The sequence below is a fragment of the Bacteroides sp. ET489 genome (assembly GCF_030518095.1).
Classification (GTDB): Bacteria; Bacteroidota; Bacteroidia; order Bacteroidales; family Bacteroidaceae; genus Bacteroides; species Bacteroides ndongoniae.
Genome location: NZ_JAULLJ010000021.1, coordinates 50,952 through 69,171, shown reverse-complemented (window position 1 = coordinate 69,171; position 18,220 = coordinate 50,952). Strand labels below are relative to the sequence as shown.

16 protein-coding genes are annotated in these 18,220 nt (G+C 40.0%); all 16 read right to left on the bottom strand.

Going from position 1 to position 18,220, the window contains the following annotated elements:
- Nucleotides 1-156: 156 nt before the first annotated feature.
- Nucleotides 157-1,338, bottom strand: coding sequence for a carboxypeptidase-like regulatory domain-containing protein (locus tag Q3C19_RS12000; RefSeq protein WP_302729551.1), 1,182 nt, complete (start codon nt 1,336-1,338; stop codon nt 157-159).
- 363 nt (nt 1,339-1,701) lie between these two features.
- Nucleotides 1,702-2,433 (bottom strand): YjbH domain-containing protein, encoded by a 732-nt coding sequence (locus Q3C19_RS11995; RefSeq protein ID WP_302729555.1) that lies wholly within the window; start codon nt 2,431-2,433, stop codon nt 1,702-1,704.
- A 264-nt stretch (nt 2,434-2,697) separates the two neighbouring features.
- Nucleotides 2,698-3,525, bottom strand: coding sequence for a YjbH domain-containing protein (locus Q3C19_RS11990; RefSeq protein WP_302729553.1), 828 nt, complete (start codon nt 3,523-3,525; stop codon nt 2,698-2,700).
- 56 nt (nt 3,526-3,581) lie between these two features.
- Entirely contained in the window at nt 3,582-4,334 is a 753-nt protein-coding gene (locus Q3C19_RS11985) for a WecB/TagA/CpsF family glycosyltransferase (RefSeq protein WP_277122169.1), read from the bottom strand.
- Between the two features lie 231 nt (nt 4,335-4,565).
- A complete protein-coding gene (locus tag Q3C19_RS11980) occupies nt 4,566-5,732 on the bottom strand; it encodes a glycosyltransferase family 4 protein (protein WP_302729548.1) in 1,167 nt (388 codons plus the stop codon).
- An 11-nt stretch (nt 5,733-5,743) separates the two neighbouring features.
- On the bottom strand, nt 5,744-6,859 hold the full coding sequence (locus Q3C19_RS11975; protein ID WP_302729546.1) for a glycosyltransferase family 4 protein: 1,116 nt from the start codon (nt 6,857-6,859) through the stop codon (nt 5,744-5,746).
- Complete coding sequence (locus tag Q3C19_RS11970) at nt 6,841-7,788, bottom strand: glycosyltransferase family A protein (RefSeq protein ID WP_302729544.1); 948 nt, start codon at nt 7,786-7,788, stop codon at nt 6,841-6,843. Before Q3C19_RS11970 ends, Q3C19_RS11975 begins: the two co-directional genes overlap by 19 nt.
- Entirely contained in the window at nt 7,785-9,077 is a 1,293-nt protein-coding gene (locus tag Q3C19_RS11965; RefSeq protein ID WP_302729542.1) for an O-antigen ligase, read from the bottom strand. The genes Q3C19_RS11970 and Q3C19_RS11965 overlap by 4 nt, the downstream gene beginning before the upstream one ends.
- An 89-nt stretch (nt 9,078-9,166) precedes the next feature.
- Entirely contained in the window at nt 9,167-10,291 is a 1,125-nt protein-coding gene (locus tag Q3C19_RS11960; protein WP_302729540.1) for a glycosyltransferase family 4 protein, read from the bottom strand.
- The gene (locus Q3C19_RS11955; protein WP_302729538.1) at nt 10,288-11,427 is read right to left on the bottom strand and encodes a glycosyltransferase family 1 protein; all 1,140 of its coding nucleotides are present in this window, start codon (nt 11,425-11,427) and stop codon (nt 10,288-10,290) included. The genes Q3C19_RS11960 and Q3C19_RS11955 overlap by 4 nt, the downstream gene beginning before the upstream one ends.
- A complete protein-coding gene (locus Q3C19_RS11950; protein WP_302729536.1) occupies nt 11,408-12,679 on the bottom strand; it encodes a glycosyltransferase family 4 protein in 1,272 nt (423 codons plus the stop codon). The genes Q3C19_RS11955 and Q3C19_RS11950 overlap by 20 nt, the downstream gene beginning before the upstream one ends.
- Before the next feature lie 8 nt (nt 12,680-12,687).
- Nucleotides 12,688-13,290: a serine acetyltransferase gene (locus Q3C19_RS11945; protein ID WP_302729534.1), complete on the bottom strand. Its 603-nt coding sequence runs from the start codon at nt 13,288-13,290 to the stop codon at nt 12,688-12,690.
- A 47-nt stretch (nt 13,291-13,337) separates the two neighbouring features.
- Nucleotides 13,338-14,168 (bottom strand): glycosyltransferase family 32 protein, encoded by an 831-nt coding sequence (locus Q3C19_RS11940; protein ID WP_302729532.1) that lies wholly within the window; start codon nt 14,166-14,168, stop codon nt 13,338-13,340.
- A complete protein-coding gene (locus Q3C19_RS11935) occupies nt 14,165-15,376 on the bottom strand; it encodes a polysaccharide pyruvyl transferase family protein (RefSeq protein ID WP_302729530.1) in 1,212 nt (403 codons plus the stop codon). The genes Q3C19_RS11940 and Q3C19_RS11935 overlap by 4 nt, the downstream gene beginning before the upstream one ends.
- Nucleotides 15,367-16,593: a Coenzyme F420 hydrogenase/dehydrogenase, beta subunit C-terminal domain gene (locus Q3C19_RS11930; RefSeq protein ID WP_302729528.1), complete on the bottom strand. Its 1,227-nt coding sequence runs from the start codon at nt 16,591-16,593 to the stop codon at nt 15,367-15,369. The genes Q3C19_RS11935 and Q3C19_RS11930 overlap by 10 nt, the downstream gene beginning before the upstream one ends.
- Before the next feature lies 1 nt (nt 16,594).
- Nucleotides 16,595-18,142 (bottom strand): lipopolysaccharide biosynthesis protein, encoded by a 1,548-nt coding sequence (locus tag Q3C19_RS11925; protein WP_302729526.1) that lies wholly within the window; start codon nt 18,140-18,142, stop codon nt 16,595-16,597.
- Nucleotides 18,143-18,220 lie beyond the last annotated feature (78 nt).

The following is an 18,220-nucleotide window of genomic DNA, read 5'->3' as shown; positions in this document are numbered from 1 at the left end:
CGGATGGCACGGATTTTTATATTTTTAATCTGCGACAATCCGAAGCACATGTTGCTCTCTTCAGCCTTCGCCATCTGCTCTCTCAATCCTCACCCCTCACCCCTCATCTCTCAACCATAAACCCTCAATTCTCACCCCCTCATCCTTCACTCCTCATTAATTCGTACCACCGTTATGCTGACGGTTGTAAGTGTTGGCTGTTACGCTAACCTTGCCATAGCTCTTACCCGATACAGTAGTCGAACCGGCAGCAATCGAAGTCGTTTCTACAGCCTGCTTACCGCTCAGTGTCAGGGCAGTACCTATCGGCAGAGTTACGTTGATCTCATACGAACCGTTCACAGTCTTTACAGTCGAACCCGCCATCTGCTGTGCCAGGATTTCTGCCAGATAAGCACCCAGCAAGTTGCTGTGCTGTCCGATTTCCGATCCCATCTTGTACGTATAAGTAGCTGTACCTACGCTCATTTCGCTTGCACCATACAGGTTGTCATACTCAGCCTGTGCAAAGCTGATTGCTTCAGTCGATGCGTTCTGGTTCAGTGTAGCGTTGATAAACAGCGAGTAAGTCGTGAATGCATCTACCGTGAACACCACCTTTTCACCTTCTTCCGTAACTTCAGCCTCTACCCAGTTTCCGTTTACTTCCTTCATCGGCTTGATCTGAGCTATAACGTCGTCAGTCAGGTCGAAAGTCAGTTTGATAGGAGCCTTCAGCACTGCATTCGGATTGCTGCAACTGATGTTGATACCCATCACCATGAAGTCCTTGGTAGTAGCAGCCTTTGTAGCCACATAGTCCGTGCTGTATACCGGTGTTACGATGATTTCCTCACCCTCCTCTACAGCAGCAGCCGGAATAACGGTTACAGTTGTCACCTGAGCCTCTTCGTTGTTCTCCAGAGTTTCTGTTACTACTTCCACGCTGGTCTCTTCCGTCTGGCTTACGCTGACAGTTGTAGCCTCGTTAGACAGTCTGGTGTTCCATGCAGCAGTTTCGCCATCAGCCACCGTCACGCTACCGCTCATGGTCTGCTTGCCGTCCGCAATTGCTTGCATGGTGTACGTACCGTTTTTCACTCCTTCCAGCTTATACTCGCCGTTAGCGTCCGTCATGGCGGTCAGCATATCGCTACCCATCAGTGCGCTAACTCTAGCACCTTCAATCGGTTTGCCTCCTATGGTGGTAACCATACCACTTATGTTAGCCTTAGCCAGTTCTACCGTTGGCGGAGTCACGTTGCTGTAATCCGGATCATCGTCACTGCATGAGGTCATACCGAACGTCAGTGCCATTCCCAGGAGTGCAAGCACTCCAAAATTCATAAACTTTTTCATTGTCTGTTTTTGTTTTTAATGAATTGATTAATAAATAAATTGATAAATATTTGTATTTAAGTTTAACTTCGTTGATTTTCAATTCGTAAGTGTACTCAATTTATTAGTCGGCAAGGCTTCAGTTAACAAGTCTACAAGGCAGGGAACGCCCTGTTTAATCCCCTTGTCAACTCGTCAACTTGTTAACTCGTCAACTATAACTTGAGCTTGCGAAGTTGAGTATATTGAGATGTCTGTTGATAAAGCCTCCTCTTCCAAACGGGCCAAAGGAAGATACTGCTCTCTTTCTGTCATGTTGAGCGGAGCGAAACATCTTTTTCAATCGATAATCAGCACTATAAAAACTTTTCATTTTTAATTCTTTTACATCAACTGTATCTTGAAGCACATCCCTCCCGAGAAATACTTCCCATTCAGCAGCGATGCCTGCAGGAACAGATACTTCCACAGCTTGCAGTCCACCGCCGCATTCACCTCGTTACCCGTATATTCAGCTATGGCACGCCAATTCCTGGCAAATGCCGGCCGGTACGTGATGCCTCCCGCCACTCCTTTCCATTTCCGGTTGGGAGTCGTGTCGCGGAAGTAGCGGTAAGCCAGGTGTACCCCCAGCTCATGCCCGTGCTTCACGAAGTGCTTGCTGGCCGTCACGTAGTAGTTCTGGAAGTACGTCAGGTTCCCTTCATACGATTCGATGGTTCTTCCCGGGTCCTGCGTACCGATGGCCACTGCCGGCCACCATTTTCCCTCCTTCAGCGGTCGCACCTTTATCGAGAAGTAGCGGTCCTTCATGTTATAGCCCACTTCTCCCGCATTGCTGATACCCTTCATCAGCGTACAGGTGTACGACAGCTCAATCCACGGAAACGGCGTGATGGCCAGAAAATAATCAGCCGTATGATACTTCGCTCCCTCGCATTTCAGGTTGTCCGGCGTAAACTCCCTGTTCAGGAAGAACACGCCTATCCGTGCCTCTCCCTCCGGAGCCATTTCCGCCGTCGGCACATGCACCATGCCCGTAATGCCGCTATATTCCTGTGCCCCCGCCGTCTTTCCCAGCATCAGCAGACACAGCCCTATCACTATTCTATAGATATCTATTTTTTTCACAATCGTTATTTTAAGGAGTTAAGGAGTTAAGAAGTTAAAGAAGTTAGAGCCAATACATTGACTACTCTCAACGCTAAACGCTAAACTCTCAACTCTAAACCCTCAACTCTCAACTCTCAACCCTCAACCCTCAACCCTCGACCCTCAACGCTAAACTCCAAACTTTTAATTTTTCACTTTTAATTTTAAATTTAAGCCTCCCTCAACCCTAAACCTTATTCACCACAGATTACGCAGATTATCACCCATTCAATCCTCAATCCGCTCCTCCCCCCTCTCCTTGGGAGAGGGGACGGGGGTGAGGCCAAACCATCCTTCCCTTTCGTTCTCCTCCGGATCCGTCCGATACACGGCGTTGGCATACGCATCGCCCTGCTGGTTATACGTCAGTCGGAAGTTCGTTGCCGGTCTTACGTTCACCTTCCGTCTCTTCATCTTATAGGGTGGAATCATCATGATCACCTTGAATCCTCCGTTCGCCTTTCCCTTGTCACTATATTGTCCATATACGCCCACCGTACAGTGCCTGAAGTGTCTCATCACCTCTGCCACCGCTCCGTAGTCCTCGTACAGAAACCGTCCGCCCCGTGCCCTGAACTGCGTGTTCCAGCGGTTCAGATACACATTCGCACCCACCAGTGCGATCACCCGTTCCGGCGTGCTGGCAGCCCATCCCGTAGCCATCGAGCAGAAACCCGTCAAGCCCGCCTGTGCCTCCAGTGCCAGTGCTCGGTTCACCACGTACATGCCTTTCGCATCCACGCCGTAGCGTTCGTCGTCAAACAAGCCTCCCGTCACCCTCAGGTGCCATCGTTCCCCCCAGTGCGCTTCCTTCGACAGGGCCGCCATGTTCAGCCTCACCCGTTTGTAGTACGCCCCATACTGGTTCACCACCGGCACCATCGCCTGCGCCGTCGCCTGCCATCCTTTTCCCATGTTCCATTTCACGCCCGGCGTCAGGTTTATCAGAAAGTCATACACCCTTCCGTTGTGAAACAGATCCCGGTAGTTGAAGTCTACCCCCATAAACAGGTCCACCTGACCCGCCGGGATGGCCGGTTGTGCCATTGCTGTCATCCGGCATACCCCCGCCAGCACAGCCACGATGCAAACCAGCCTTATCAGTTCCTTTCTCATGCCCTTACCTTCGGTTGCTTCTTGCTCCTTCTCCATTCTCCCCACAGCAGTCCGGGCAGTGTCGACACAATGCCCCAGCAACGTTTCAGCTGCTTCTTCGGTTCTTTGTAGATGCGGTGCACAAACTCCAGATGATGCTTCACCATCCATTCCGGCGCCCGCTGCACGTCCGTTCCGCTGTAGAACTTAAAGGCAGCCCCTACCGCTATCATCACCCCCCGTTTCAGGTGCGGTTTCAGCAGACTCATGAAGATCTCCTGCTTCGGTGCTCCCAAGGCCACCCATACGATGTCCGCCCCGTCCTCCTCGATGGTGCGTGCTATCTCCGGGTAGTCAAAGTCCTCCACCTTTCTGAAAGGCAACTCTATGAACTTCATCCCCTTCACCTCCGGGTTCATCTCCGCCAGCCTGTTGCGCAGCCCGTCCAGCGTCTCCTGCGAAGTTCCCATGAAAATCATGCGATACTTCCGTCCCGCCACGATGTCCCTGAAGATCTGGCTTCCGCAGTACTGTTCATACCTTTTTCCATAGATCCACTTCAGGTACAGCGGCACATAGCTACTGTCGCAGATGGCGAACATTCCCCCGTTCACCACCTTCAGGTATTCCGGGTTCCGGTTTGCGTGGTCCAGAATCACTCCGTCCGCCACGCAGATGTAGTCCGCTTTTCCTTCCTTCACCTGCCGGTCGATGCGTTCCCACACCGCCTTGCGGTCAAATTCATATCGGATGTTGAAATACGTTTGCATATTGATTATCTTTAGTTATCGAAACTTTGAAAATAAAATGTTTGAGTAGATTGTGTTAAGCATCATGGTACGAGATGGCACAAAACAGATACTCGCAAATCCTTAATTTTTACTCTGTGCAACTCTGTGCCCTCTGTGGTATATAAAAGTTTAAGGTTTACTGTTTATGGTTTAAAGCACCTATCATTATGTTGAATTATTCCTTAACTCTAAACCCTCAACGCTCATCCCTCATCCTTTATCCTTCAACCTTAACCCCTCAACCAATTCATTCCATTTCCCATACACCACTTCTGTTGCATACTCCTGCTGCAATTTCCGGAAAGCCTTTTCTCCCAGTTCTTCTACCATTTCCGGTTGTTCCCAAAGTGTAGCAATCTGTTGTTCTAAGTCAGCTATATCATTCGGAATAAATAACCGTCCGATAGCCTTTGCTCCTTTCCCGATGATTTCCGTAAATCCTCCATGATCCGGTCCAATTGTCGGTTTGCCATATTGGGCAGCCTCCAGAATTGCCATGGGGAAACCTTCATAGCATCGGCTTGGCATTACTATAAAGCGGCTGTTGCGAATAAAGTCTTCCAGTTCCTTTCCATGCAGATATCCCATGAAATTGACATTCTCCGAAATTTCTATGCTTGTGGCACTGCGTTGTGCTCCGGCAAAGCGAAACGCTATTTCCGGATGCCTGCGTGCCACTTCTATCAGCAGGTCAAATCCTTTTTCATAACTCAACCGCCCGATGTATGCTACATAGTTTCCTATCGAGGGCGTATAACTTACTGGAGCCTCCATGCTGTTGGGAATAACGGTAATCCTGTCTGCTGCAAATCCCGCTTCTATCAGCTTCTTTCGTTGAAAGTCTGTGATACAAGCAAACTTATCCACACATTCACTGTACGCCTTGGTCAGCCGTGCCACCGCATTGCGGGCTGCATAGCCCACCGATTTCAGTAGCGAGTGTTCGCAGTTATACCGCACGCATCCCCATTCATTCCCTTTTTCCAAGCATCGCTCACAAGGCCTTCCGTTCCGCATAAATAGTCCCGTAGGGCAGATCAATCGGAAATTGTGTACGGTCATTACCACGGGAATCCCGGCTTTCTTGCATTCAAACAGTGCAGCAGGGCTGATGAAAGGGTACAGATTGTGTACGTTCACCACATCCGGTTTTTCCCGTTGCAGTACCTCCCGCATGGCTTTCACGCCACTTGGGCAATACAGTCCTGCACAGAATCCCCGTATTTTGCCCGTCAGGCTTTCCCGGCTTCCTGCGGTCGATTGGCGCAGTTGTATCACTTTATGCTCGTGTACTGTCCACATGGCAGCCAGTCGGTCAACCACGGCTTCTTCGCCAGAGTATTTCCCGTAGTCGTTATGGACGAGTAGTATTTTCATATTGGATAAATTTATAAAGTATTAATAATCTTGTTATTATATTTCTGGCTAATACTTTTCCAATTGAAAATATCTTTTTCTTTTAAATTATTTTGTCCTATTTGAAAAATTCTTTGTTGGTGAAAATAAAGATTACTAAATATTTGGACTAATTCTGTTTCTGTGTTATATATGTATCCATTTATCCCCTCTTTTATTATATCGTTAGCAATTCCTACAGGTGTAGAAATAATGCACCTTCCTAGAACGAATGGTTCAACAATGCTTTGCCCAAAAGTTTCGCTGTTACTGGAAATAATGCCAATATTACTTTTTAAATACAACTGTCGGATTTCTTCTTTCGGTAATAATCCGGGAAATTCGACACGATCAGAAATTCCTAATTTTATTGTTAATTCTTTCATTTGTGATATTAATTCCCCTGTTCCAGGAAGTCTCAATTTAGATATACTATCATTGTTTTTTTTGATATGTTCAGCAAAAGCTCTGATAATTATATCTTGATTTTTTCCATGTCTGAATTGTGCAGGAAAGATCATCTGCAGTCCGTTTCCTGGTAAAGGAGGAATTTGAAGCGTGAAAAAAGAATCAGGTACACCTAATGGAAGTAATTCTATTTTGTATGACAGCAATTTGAATTTTTGTTTTAAATAGCAACTCATACAGATTATTTTGTCAGCAAAAAGGAGTAAAGCGGTGCCAATAACAATTTGCGCTATATGAGATTTCCATGCGTTATTGTGACGAAAACCATGTAGTGTATATATTATCTTTATTTTATATTTAAATAATAGCTTATACTTTATGTAACTGACTAAAGCTAATTGCCAATTGTTCTGTACGTGGATGATATGAATATCATTATCTTTTATGATTTTTTTTAATGCATTCGCTAATCTTTTGAAATCTGTATGTTCATCTAAACCTGTGATTCGATTGATTGTTATTTCCTTTTCTTTATTAATTTTTTCCGTTAATCCTTGTTCTTGTTCTTTCTCTCCTGCTATAGCAATTAGATCTATGCCATAGCGTGAAAAGGCAATTAATTGATCAGTCAATAAACTACTTAATCCAATTTTATAATCAGATGCAAAAAATAATATTTTTTTTACTTTCGAAAGCGACATAATATTTTTTTTATTAAAGATGATGGGAATAAAGTGATAATGTAAAATCTATATACTTTCCAATTTAAAGGATTGAAATATATAGAGCGATTCGCACATAAAATGGCGGGATATTTATATCCTAAACTCAAATTGATAGAGGCGCGCATTTTATACCAAAAAGAGAGATATAGACGTATGTCTTTTTTGAGTTTCCCTTCACTGTTTAAATAGAAAGATTCTATTTCAGAACCTATAAAATCTGGTACTTTTTTAACGTCTTTTATTTGAATATCTCGTGTATAATTGTTTGCTTGTTTTTTGGGGGGAATACTATATCGTGCATATACATTTGTCGAAAATGCTATTTTATATTTTACAGCTAATCGTGCCCATGTCAATAAATCTTCTCCCGATTTTATACCGATAGGAAAACCTCCGATGGATTGTATGGAGTTTTTTTTAACCATCACGGCAGACGTCCACAAAGGAGGGTGTGAATAACTGGCTATTTCAAAATAGTTAGAAAGAATGCCATCTTCACCTTTGAAAGGAAGTTTTCTGATAATGGTCGGTGTCACCCTTCCTTGTGTATCTTTAAATTCATAGTTACAGGCAAAAACACTGCATGCAGGATATTTCAGTGTGAGTTCATATTGAGTTTTCAAATAGTCAGGCTTCCATTCATCATCTGCATCAAGAAAAGCAATGTATTCCCCTTGCGCTTCTGCTATTCCTCGGTTACGTGCGGCGGATACGCCAGCATTAGATTGATGGATTAGGCGAATACGTGGATCGGTTACTTTTGTTATTTCTTCTATACTGTGATCTGTAGAACCGTCATTTACAATGACAATTTCGAAGTCCTGATAGCTTTGTCCCAGTACAGTTTGAAGTGTAGAAGTAATACTTTGTTCCTTATTGTATAAAGGGATTACAACTGAAATCATTTTATATTATTTTGTTTAAGTCCTAGCATCATTCCATAAAAGCCGAATGGCATGGATAAGGTGGCCATTGAGTAATTGACTACGTTGTCCGAATACAATGTAACAAACACTCCCATCATGGATGCCCCGGCAACTATTGAACATATTTTTACTCCAGTATTGTTGGTAGTATAATGGGTTCTGAAACAGTCGTAAAAGACTAATAATGCAATCATTGTATATAGTATAAGACTGATTAAACCATTATCACAACACATCTGTACAAAATCACTATGGGGAACTGTAAGCCCACCAAATACATAATTATTGTACATATATTGTTGCACAGATCCTGTTCCGGAACCTGTTATTTCATGACCTTGATAAAATTTATTCTCCAAATACTCCCACATGGCTGCTCGTGCATTGGTGTTTACGTCATCCATGTTTAAATTTCCGCTCTTGAATTGTTCAATATTGCTAGAATTGTCTTTAAACATCTTCTGATGTAGGGAAGGAATAAAGAATACTGCCATCACACCGGCTATCACTATACCAACTATAATGGGTAGAGAGCGCATCCGGTATTTGATGAAATAGAATGCCATAATGGCAACTAAACTTCCCATGATGGAGGTCCTGAACACCCAGATAAAGCAAGGTAATATGAACAAAATGGAGTAAAATAGATTTTTCTTTTTGTCATTAGTGTAATAAAAAAGAGCTAGTGAGAATATACATATGGAGATAAAGTTAATGGCCCTTGCGGTTGCATACCAAAATACTCCTGGAAAAAGTGTCCATTCTAACATGGGTATGAAAGCTATCACTATGGAAGTTACAGCTACTATTCGTGCTCCCAATCCAGCTTTCAGGAATACTTCTGTATCACGTACTGCTGCTGATGCAAATAGCATGATTAATAGGGGATAGAGGTATTTCAGGATGACCCGGAAACCGTATCCGGGAGCGGGGCTGTAGGCTAAGCCTATAACTAGCCAAAGTATAAACACGGCATAAACGACGGAAGCGGCTGTCCATTGCGGCTTTCGTTTGCAAATAAATAGTAATCCAATCAGGCAGAACACTTCCAGTACCAATAGACGGACTGCCATCAAGTCCAATCCCGCCGGGGCAGAAAGAGCAAGTAAGCCTGTGGAAAAGGTCAGCACCCAGAATCTTTCGGGGCCATCCAGCCACATTTGTTCCTGTTTGTTTAATGGATTCGTCATGGTTCCTTCCGAGGAGGTCAGCCATTTGTAACCGATAAATGTGATTATCAGGAAGTAAAGATAATTGAGTAAAATCATATTGTAAGTTTTTGAGTTTTTGAGCTTTTGAGTTTTTAAGTTTTGAGTTGAAGTATGACAATAACTTATGGACTCAAAAACTAAAGAACTTAATACTTATTTTCTATTTTTTGATATAAGTTATTGAATAATTGATTGAAACGTTCGAAGCTGAATCGCTGTACGTACGTGGTTGCTTCGTTGGAAAACTGTTTCCAAAGGGCTGGCTTTTCTATCAGTTTATTGATTTGGGCGACCAGATCCTCTATTTGTTCCGTTTCGTGAAGCAATCCCACTTCTCCATCCCGTACTACTTCCGGTAAACCTCCGGTACGGGCAGCTACAACTACGCAACCGCGTGCCATACCTTCAATGGCTGTCAGCCCGAAGCCTTCGCTGCGTGAGGGCATCAGCAGGATGTCTATGCGGTCGTAGTAGCTTGATAACTTCTCCTGTGGTTGCCGTCCTGCAAACTCTACAGTTTCTTCCAATCCAGTTTTATGTGCCTGCTTCTCCATCTGTTTTCGCAGACTTCCGTCACCTACTATCAGCAGTTGCATTTCCGAGTGACACGTTTTTACCTGCGCAAAGGCAGGCACTACCAAGTCCATCCCTTTGATACTTTCCAAGCGACTGACTACGCCAATTGTTAATGGCTTATCTTTACTCTTAGCTTGTTGGGAGATAGAAATACCTGCAGGCAGGGCATTGTATATCGTGAAGTGATTTCGTTTCTTCAGTTGCGTTTGTTCGTTATATAGCTGGGATGTTCCGAAGAACGAACGTTCAGCCCGCTCTGTAATGCAGGTAAATGCTCGTATACAATGTTGCTGAACGAAGTGTACCAGTCGCAGGCTTGGATAAATGTCGGCCGCCGTATGTGCGGTTGCTATGATTTGGCGCATACCTAAAAGGCGTAACAACAGGATTGGAATCGCTCCCGGTGCCATGTATTGTACATGTGCCACTTCCGGCCGATATTGTTTTAATACCTTCCGAAATCCTTTGTAGAGAAAGCCGATTCCTTTCCAGCCTCCGATGCGTGTTCCGTCTTTACTCAGACAAACCACTTCACTTCCAGCCTGTTGGAATCGGGTAACCATTTCCGGACTGTATTCAAAGTAGCATACAGTGACAACTCGATGCCCGCCCCTAACCAAAGCTCGTGCTAAGTTGAGGGTCTGTATTTCTGTACCGCCTGTCAGTAGGCAGGGAATACAAATAAGAATCGTCATATTAAATCTAAAGCTTTAGAATATACTCCTATAGTTTCTATTGCTGTTTTTCTCCATGTAAAATGTGATGCCCGATTTATTCCTTTTTCAACTAACATATTAAGATCGAAATGGTTTTGCTCAATATCGTATAGTGTATTAATCAAACTTTCAGAAACAGGCTCTTCCAAATAAATGGCAGTTTCTCCTGCAATTTCGTCTAACGAACTGTTACGGCATGTTACTACAGGAGCACCACATGCCATGGCTTCCAATAAAGGTAATCCAAAGCCTTCATAACTAGAAGGGAAGAACATAGCTGTAGCACCATTATATAATAGAGCCAAATCCGTATCAGAAATGTTCTTTAAAAAGTGTATGCGTGTTTGGAATCCACTTCGTTTTATTTCGTCTAATAAAGTTTGAGGAGGATTTCCCCATACCAAAACTAGGTCATGGCTAATTTGCTTATCCTTTAACAGAGTGAGATAGCTATTTACTAAAACATCGGTGCGCTTGCGCTCTGTATTGCAAGATACACTTAAAAAGAATGGGTTGACAATGTTGAACTTTGATTGGAGTTCCTGTTTTACACGAATTTTATTTACTTGCGGATAGAATATATCATGTTTTACTCCCCAATATATGACAGATATTTTTTCAGGGGGTATTCCCATTGTTTTTATAATATCCTTTTTAGATGCATTGGAGCAAGTAATTACATGTTTACATTTTTGTATGAAAGGCGGAACAATTAACTTCATCTTTTCGTGTTCGAAAGCCTTTTCCTGTATTCTCATAAATAAAGCATCATGTAGTGTTACTACACATTTCTCCGGACGATGTACATACTCAAAATTATGTGGAATGTGCATCAGGTTATATCCGGTTAAGCATTCTCTCACAGGAAATTTTGCCAATAACTTGTCTATTTTCTCCCGATGAGGCAGGTAAACATGGCAGTTCTTGAATGGCAATTCCGTATTACGTCCACCTATTCCTTTCATATTTTGGGAATAAAGTATTACTTCAAAAGGCAGATTATCTATTTTGGCTAATGTTTGGATCAGTTCCAACGTAGTTCGCCCAATGCCGTTTACTTTACCAAAGACATAGTAAGGCACGATGGAATTGATATCAATGAGTAACTTCTTCATACAATCTTATTAACGATTTACAATGTTCCTGAATCGATATTACTTTACTTGTCGAGTTCTCTGGTTTATGATGGTTGAAATGTATAGCTATTTCCTGTATTTTTGGGGTAAGTTCTTCTACATCATTTGGCTCAACCAACCACCCGTTTACTCCTTCTTCAATTTGCATTTCGGCTCCTCCGCATCGGGTAGCCAATACAGGTTTTCCCATGGCTAATGCTTCGGCTATATTTAATCCAAAAACTTCAAGGTAGATTGCAGGATGAACCAGTATATGGAAATCTCGGATGGTATTAAATACCTGCTCCGGTGTAACTTTGCCATGCCATATAATGCGAGGGTCAGAAGCATATTGCTTTTTCAGTTGATGTTCGTATCTTCTTTCAGTTTTGTTTCCTGTTCCGCCGATTAGATGTAATTCGATGTGTGGGTTATTCACCAAAGAAAATGCTTGTAATAGAACATGTAGTCCTTTAACATAACAAATACGACCTACGTAGAAGAACTTGATCTTTCCGTTGATAACAGGTGGAAAGGAGGGCACGAATGCCGGTAAGGGAATGCCATGAGGAAGAATGGCGATTTTATCTTTATCCAATCCGTTACGTTGCATGGCTTCGGAAATGGCATAGCACGGGGCTATCATTCGGATACAACCTTCCGCAATGGTTTTCCATTCCATTCTTTTATGTTCAATTGACAAAGCGGTTTGACCGATGGGAGTAATGAACGGTAAAAATGGAAGTTTCGATAGTCCTTTCCCTAATTGTTGATAACTTTTTTGAGGAAGCAACCGCATTAGTGGATACCAATATTTTCCGCTGCGGATGTTTCGCAAACAACAGGCTAAGCAATGTTGGTGAGACACTGGTTGAGTGCAGATCCGGTCATTGCAATTAAGTAACGTTCCTGCCGGGCAGACAATACCACCATGATGGGCAGTTACTATCACCGGAATATCTAACGCTTTTCCAATATTTATTATTTCAGCTTTGTGGCTGTGGGCATGAATAATATCTGGGTTGATTTGTCTGATTAACTGTTGCAGGTCTTTAATACCTTCTCTCCCTACCTCATACAAATCAATCGATTTATATTGCTTCTTTTCAACTGATCCCTCTTTGGAAACAAATGAAATTACTTGCAAGGAACATTGTTGGTAAATCATTTCATCAACAATATTCTTCACATAGACTTGTCCTCCTCCGTAGGTAGAAAAGAAATTACCGGAAGCTATTTGAAGGATATGCATGATATTTGCTATTCTAATGTTCTATATCCAATAATCTTAGCAGGATTTCCTGCAACGATTGCATTATCAGGAACATCTTTTACAACGACAGAACCTGCGCCTATGATAGCATTGTTGCCTATAGTTACATTTCCGATACAAGTAACATTTGCTCCAAAATCTACATTATTCAAAATTGTAGGGCAATCTAGATATTTTTGTCTTGATTTTACTCCAATTGTTGTTAACTGTCTAAACATGCAATTTTTGCCAATGTATCGTGCTGTGATGATTGTACTAAATGGATGATGAAAATATAACCCTCCACCTTCAATATCTGAAAGCTTATTTGGAATATATTGGGTAATATATAGAGAAGTATATGCTGGACATAAGAACTTGAGTATATTAGGAAAATAATTAATCCGGAAATAAAAGATATTTCTAAAACATCTATGAAAACGAAGTAAATATATTAATTGAATGTATCTATTTTTAAATGGAATATGTTCCTCAAGACACCATCTTTCTATGTCTTTATTGATTATATTTAGATTTTTACTAAAGGCATAAAATAATAAATAGACTACACTAATTGGTAGAAATAGAATGAGTTTTAAATACGTAATCATTATTTGTAAAATATTTATGTGTAAAACGGGATATGAAGTTTGTGTTGTTAGATTACATCTTTTTTATGATAGATTATCTTTTTTATTTTATCAATATTATTTTTCCCAAGGATGTTAATAATCTGTCTTTTTATTATATAATTTAATCCTTTTGTTGAAAGATCTTCATACCAACTATGAGCGCAGATATGATATGCATACCTGGTTGGACTTTCTCCTAAATCTATTTCTGTAGGGAAATAATCTACAGTTCTAATAGTGTTCCAATTGTATATGCTGGAGAAAACATCACATGAAAAAATGTGAATATCCTGTTCTAGAATTTGGTAGGTTGGAACCATCTTAAAGCCATATTTCTCTTTAGAAATACGAGTTAAAATACGTGGCATGATAAAATCAGTGTAGTATTTAGGATCATTGATAAAAATCTTATCTTTATAATATTCCATAATATCATTAATCCATTTATGTTCTTTTTCGCACCCTAATATTGCGGCTTCAATTCCCAATCCTATAATTTCTTTTTTATGTAAAGTCTTGTACAAATAATATGGATTGAGTTCAATGCAACTGAAAGCACGATATTTTAAAAAAACATCGAATGACTTGTACACCATTACATCTAAATCCATATATATCCCTCCATAATTATATAAAGCCCACAAGCGGATATAATCGGTAGCATAGGCCCATTTTTTTTCTTGGATAGCTGATGCTACAAAAGAATGATTTAAAACTTCTTGAGGAAGATTGTTCATAGACCATTCTCTTATTTCATATTCAGGCATTATGTTATGCCATGAGTCTAAACATTTTTGGTAGATTTCAGGCTTTTTATCGCCGCTTAACCATACGCAGTGGATTGTTTTAGGTATCATTTTTGTATATTTATACTGTTTAGTAAAAATGTAATAGATTCATCTTTTAGGATTTGTATTTGGTTTGATACAAAACTCCAATCAATAGGCTTTTCCATTTGTTGAGTAAACGACAAAGTTGGATTGTATATTCTGTCTTCCAATTTTAGTTTATTAAGAAGATATTCCATTCTTTCATTGGAAGCACTATATTCTTGTTTTAATGGGATCACAATGAATTTTTTCTTCATTATTAGGCTAAAAACCATTCCGTGAAAAGATGTTGTTATGACACATTCTGCTTTTTCGAGTAAATTCAACCATTCTGGAATAGTTGCATAAACATTGGGGGTATTTGGTAATATTTCGCGTGCAGGACAGTAGCCTGAGGATGTTACAACCTTGATGTTATAATTATTAGCTTTACAATAGTTCTCTATTTTATCGTAAGATAGGTCTTCAGGTGTTTTTATATTCAGTATATATATGAAAACATAGGGAGTGAGAGTATTTTTGCATGCTGTATTGGTATTGTTATCAGTAAATTTATAGTCTTCTTTGTTAAGTAGTAGTGTAGGGTCTAAAACAACTGAAGTGTTTTTATAACCAACTTTTATAGCATATTCTTTTACTTGCTGTTCTCTTACGCTTATTGCGTCAAGTGGTAATAATAATTTTTTAAATAGCTTTAAGTCTTTGGTGTTTAACTTGTGTCCGATACTAGCAGCATAAGCTATTCGGAGTATCTTTTTATCTCCAAAATGTAAAAACCAACCAGATGTATTTGAATCAGAATATGAATTATGCCAAATTTGATCACTTCCGCAAATCAAAATATCAACTTTAGGCGGGCACTTTTTTAATTCATTAATGGATTTATATTCAGTAGGGTATGATTTTATATAAGTATTGCGGAATAAATCAAATTCTCGTATTTTATTGAGTTGCTTGTTTTTTAGAATTTGATTAAATTCTTCTTTTTGTTTTAATTTATTTTCTTCTCTCTCTTTAGAAAAATGATATTTAATTCCTTTTATGGTGAGATTGTTCGCAACTTTACGGATTATTACAATCAATTTCTTTATGCTATTTTGATGAGTAGTTGGGGAATATTTTATTAAATAAGCGTTATGCCCTTGTCGCTTGAGAAAATACTGTAAGGCGTAGCATTGTAGAATCTGGCCATAATTATCCGTAGAATTCCAATATGTTAAAATTCCTATTTCCATAGTTTACAGAATTTATTTAGTCTTTTGTTAACGCTCCAAATAATTTTATCTATGTATGAGGGTGGTGGTAAGCAAGTAGTTATTATTTGTGTTAATGGCCTATTGGATTTATTTAATAGCTTAAAAAATTTTTTCCTATTTTTATGTGGATGCACGGATTGGTATGCTGCATTATTATGTTTTTTGATATAATCTTCATTTATTGGTTCTTTGATTATAGATATATTTTCTTTTAATTGAGCAACAATCTTTCTTCCTTTATCACTTAGTATTATTACTAAACTATATCCTTTATTATCATTATATTGAGGATATACATAGTTAACTCCCCAGGCATCCGCGATAGTTATATCACTTCCGCTTTTCCATGATTTGAATGAACATTGATGGCAACTTTTACGGAGGTATAGATTTGATAAAAAACCTTTTAGATATAAGTCGTCGTTTAACGGTTTTGAAGTAATAGTTTGTTCTTTTTTTGTGGTAGGATTATAGAAGCTAATTGTTAGACAATATTCTTTCCAACCTATTTTTTTATCTCTAAAAGAGATGTTATCAATAGATGGGAAAATGTTATCTTTTATATTTTGACATTTATTATGAAGATAGAGGCTGTTTATGTTTTCTTTTAAATATTTTTTCCATACAATAGGGCTTGGTACTCCATGACATATGAAGTCAATTGTGAGCAAATTATTGTATTGTTTTTTTAGAAAACTTTTCAATCCTGCAATTTGACATGGTGTTCCTGAAAACAGAACTTGACGCCCATCTTTTAAGAAACGCTTTACGTCACTATATACATTTCCGATTTTACTTTGAACGTATTTTGAACCTCTTATTCGAAATATATCTTCTTCTTTTTCAATATAACCATGGACTACATTCCAGTCCTTATCAAACATTGCTCCAAATACGACTCCGCCTGCTGTTATAGTATGTTGAGCCAGCAATGTAAAAATACCACCACTCGAACTGTTTTGAACAATTTGAAGGTTGGTATTTCTTCCAATAAAAATTGCTTGAGGTGGATTTGTTTTTTGAACGGTCAGTATTGGGCAGACTTTTTCGCATAATTTGCAATTTATACATTTTGTTTCATCTACTGATGGGAAAAGAAATCCCTCTGTATCAGCCTTCATGATAATGCAGTGTTGAGGGCATCGATTGGCGCAAGTTGAGCAACCTGTGCATGATATGGTAGGAAGATTTTTCATTCTAAATAGTCTTCTTGTTATATTTTAATCTTTTCAAAAAGTCTCTTGTACCTTGTGATCCAATATACATAAATATAAAATAAATAAGGGAGAATATTCCTACTATTATACATGATGATAAAATCCAATTCATCCAAGAGTCTTTTGCATGGTTTATTATTTCTATACTATTTATTATAAATATTGCTATTATAAATGATGATATTAAAATGAATAGATAGATAAAGAAGTTTTTCCAATATGATGAAATGGAGATCTTGAAACCTTTAGTAAAAAGAAATACTGGTTTCCAAATGAGATATATCAGAATGAGGCTTATACAGTTTCCGAATAAAACACCTTCCATTCCCCATAGATGCCCACCTAAAATAGATAGAAATATAAAAATTACAGTACCTAAAAGTGGCGCCCAAATGTCATAAAATAGTCCGAATGCATATAGAAATTGTTCTATACCCATACGTACTAAGCCTATCAAAATGTTTAGAATGAGTAACCATAAAACAGTTTCTGAAAGTATATATTCATCACCTAACCAGAGTGAAATAAATGGCGGAAGGAGGAGGTAAATTGAGAACATAAATATTCCTGAAACAAGAAAACGAATGGACATTAATTCCCAAAAAACTTTTAAACTATTCTTGTTATTTCCTTCTGCTACTAAGTTGCCTATACTTGCAGCTACTCCTCCTAGAACAGATCCTAATAGGAGTATTAATTTGTCAGTAATAATGGTATAATTCCCATAATATGCGACTATTTTTAAGGAAGAAAAGGCATAAATAAGGATGGGTAGAGTTTGGGTTCTAACTACTTCTGATATTTTTTGTATAAACAGTTGCTTCGTATACCTCATCACCTCTGGATACTTCTTAAACAACAACTTCCCCTGCTTCACCTCACTCCTCAGCCACGGATAAACCTGATTAATCTTCCAATTAAGAATGAACGAGTAGATGATCCCAAACACCAGCTCGATAACTACCCACAGGTAGTAACTACCGGTGTAGTAGGCACTCGCCATCTGGATCAGGGTCTTGACGATGGTAGCCGTCTGGAAGTAGGCGGTAACCACGTAGTTCTTCTGGTCGGCACCCAGCAGGGTTTGCTTGTAGTTGGCAAAGTAGCCGATGAGCGACGATGCCAGGAAGGCGAAGTAGGCAAAGAAGATGATCCCTAACTCGAACTGGGTGTCGGGGAAGATGAGTGGCAGGAAACAGGCCAAGATACAGCCTGCGCCCAGGATGATGCGTCCGATCCAACGGTATAGGTATCCGAAGACGGAAATGATCTCGTTGATCTTTGCTTCATCGTGGTCGAACAGGGGTTTGTAGAGTACGTATCCGATGGCACTGCCGATACCCAGCTCCGCCAGATTGAGGAAACCCAACAAATTTTGCAGGGTTCCCGTCAGACCCACAAAGTCGGCTCCCAGACAGTCCAGGAAGATTTTGCGGGAGAAAAAGCTCAGGGCCAGTGTCAGGAAGTAGAAAATCAGGTTGACACGGGCGTTGAGCAATGATTTTTTTACACGTGATTCTTGAGCCACTTGGAGAATTAAAAATTAATAGTTAATAATTAAAAGAATGGAGAACAAGGGAATTAAGAATTAAGACTATTCCTCAGC

Bases quoted from the DNA above. Each gene is read 5' to 3' on its own strand.
- Q3C19_RS11960 (WP_302729540.1), bottom strand. From the start codon at position 10,291: ATGACGATTCTTATTTGTATTCCCTGCCTACTGACAGGCGGTACAGAA.
- Q3C19_RS11945 (WP_302729534.1), bottom strand. From the start codon at position 13,290: ATGATTACGTATTTAAAACTCATTCTATTTCTACCAATTAGTGTAGTC.
- Q3C19_RS11950 (WP_302729536.1), bottom strand. From the start codon at position 12,679: ATGCATATCCTTCAAATAGCTTCCGGTAATTTCTTTTCTACCTACGGA.
- Q3C19_RS11930 (WP_302729528.1), bottom strand. From the start codon at position 16,593: ATGAAAAATCTTCCTACCATATCATGCACAGGTTGCTCAACTTGCGCC.
- Q3C19_RS11975 (WP_302729546.1), bottom strand. From the start codon at position 6,859: ATGTCGCTTTCGAAAGTAAAAAAAATATTATTTTTTGCATCTGATTAT.
- Q3C19_RS11970 (WP_302729544.1), bottom strand. From the start codon at position 7,788: ATGATTTCAGTTGTAATCCCTTTATACAATAAGGAACAAAGTATTACT.
- Q3C19_RS11935 (WP_302729530.1), bottom strand. From the start codon at position 15,376: ATGGAAATAGGAATTTTAACATATTGGAATTCTACGGATAATTATGGC.
- Q3C19_RS11985 (WP_277122169.1), bottom strand. From the start codon at position 4,334: ATGCAAACGTATTTCAACATCCGATATGAATTTGACCGCAAGGCGGTG.
- Q3C19_RS12000 (WP_302729551.1), bottom strand. From the start codon at position 1,338: ATGAAAAAGTTTATGAATTTTGGAGTGCTTGCACTCCTGGGAATGGCA.
- Q3C19_RS11990 (WP_302729553.1), bottom strand. From the start codon at position 3,525: ATGACAGCAATGGCACAACCGGCCATCCCGGCGGGTCAGGTGGACCTG.
- Q3C19_RS11955 (WP_302729538.1), bottom strand. From the start codon at position 11,427: ATGAAGAAGTTACTCATTGATATCAATTCCATCGTGCCTTACTATGTC.
- Q3C19_RS11965 (WP_302729542.1), bottom strand. From the start codon at position 9,077: ATGATTTTACTCAATTATCTTTACTTCCTGATAATCACATTTATCGGT.
- Q3C19_RS11940 (WP_302729532.1), bottom strand. From the start codon at position 14,168: ATGATACCTAAAACAATCCACTGCGTATGGTTAAGCGGCGATAAAAAG.
- Q3C19_RS11980 (WP_302729548.1), bottom strand. From the start codon at position 5,732: ATGAAAATACTACTCGTCCATAACGACTACGGGAAATACTCTGGCGAA.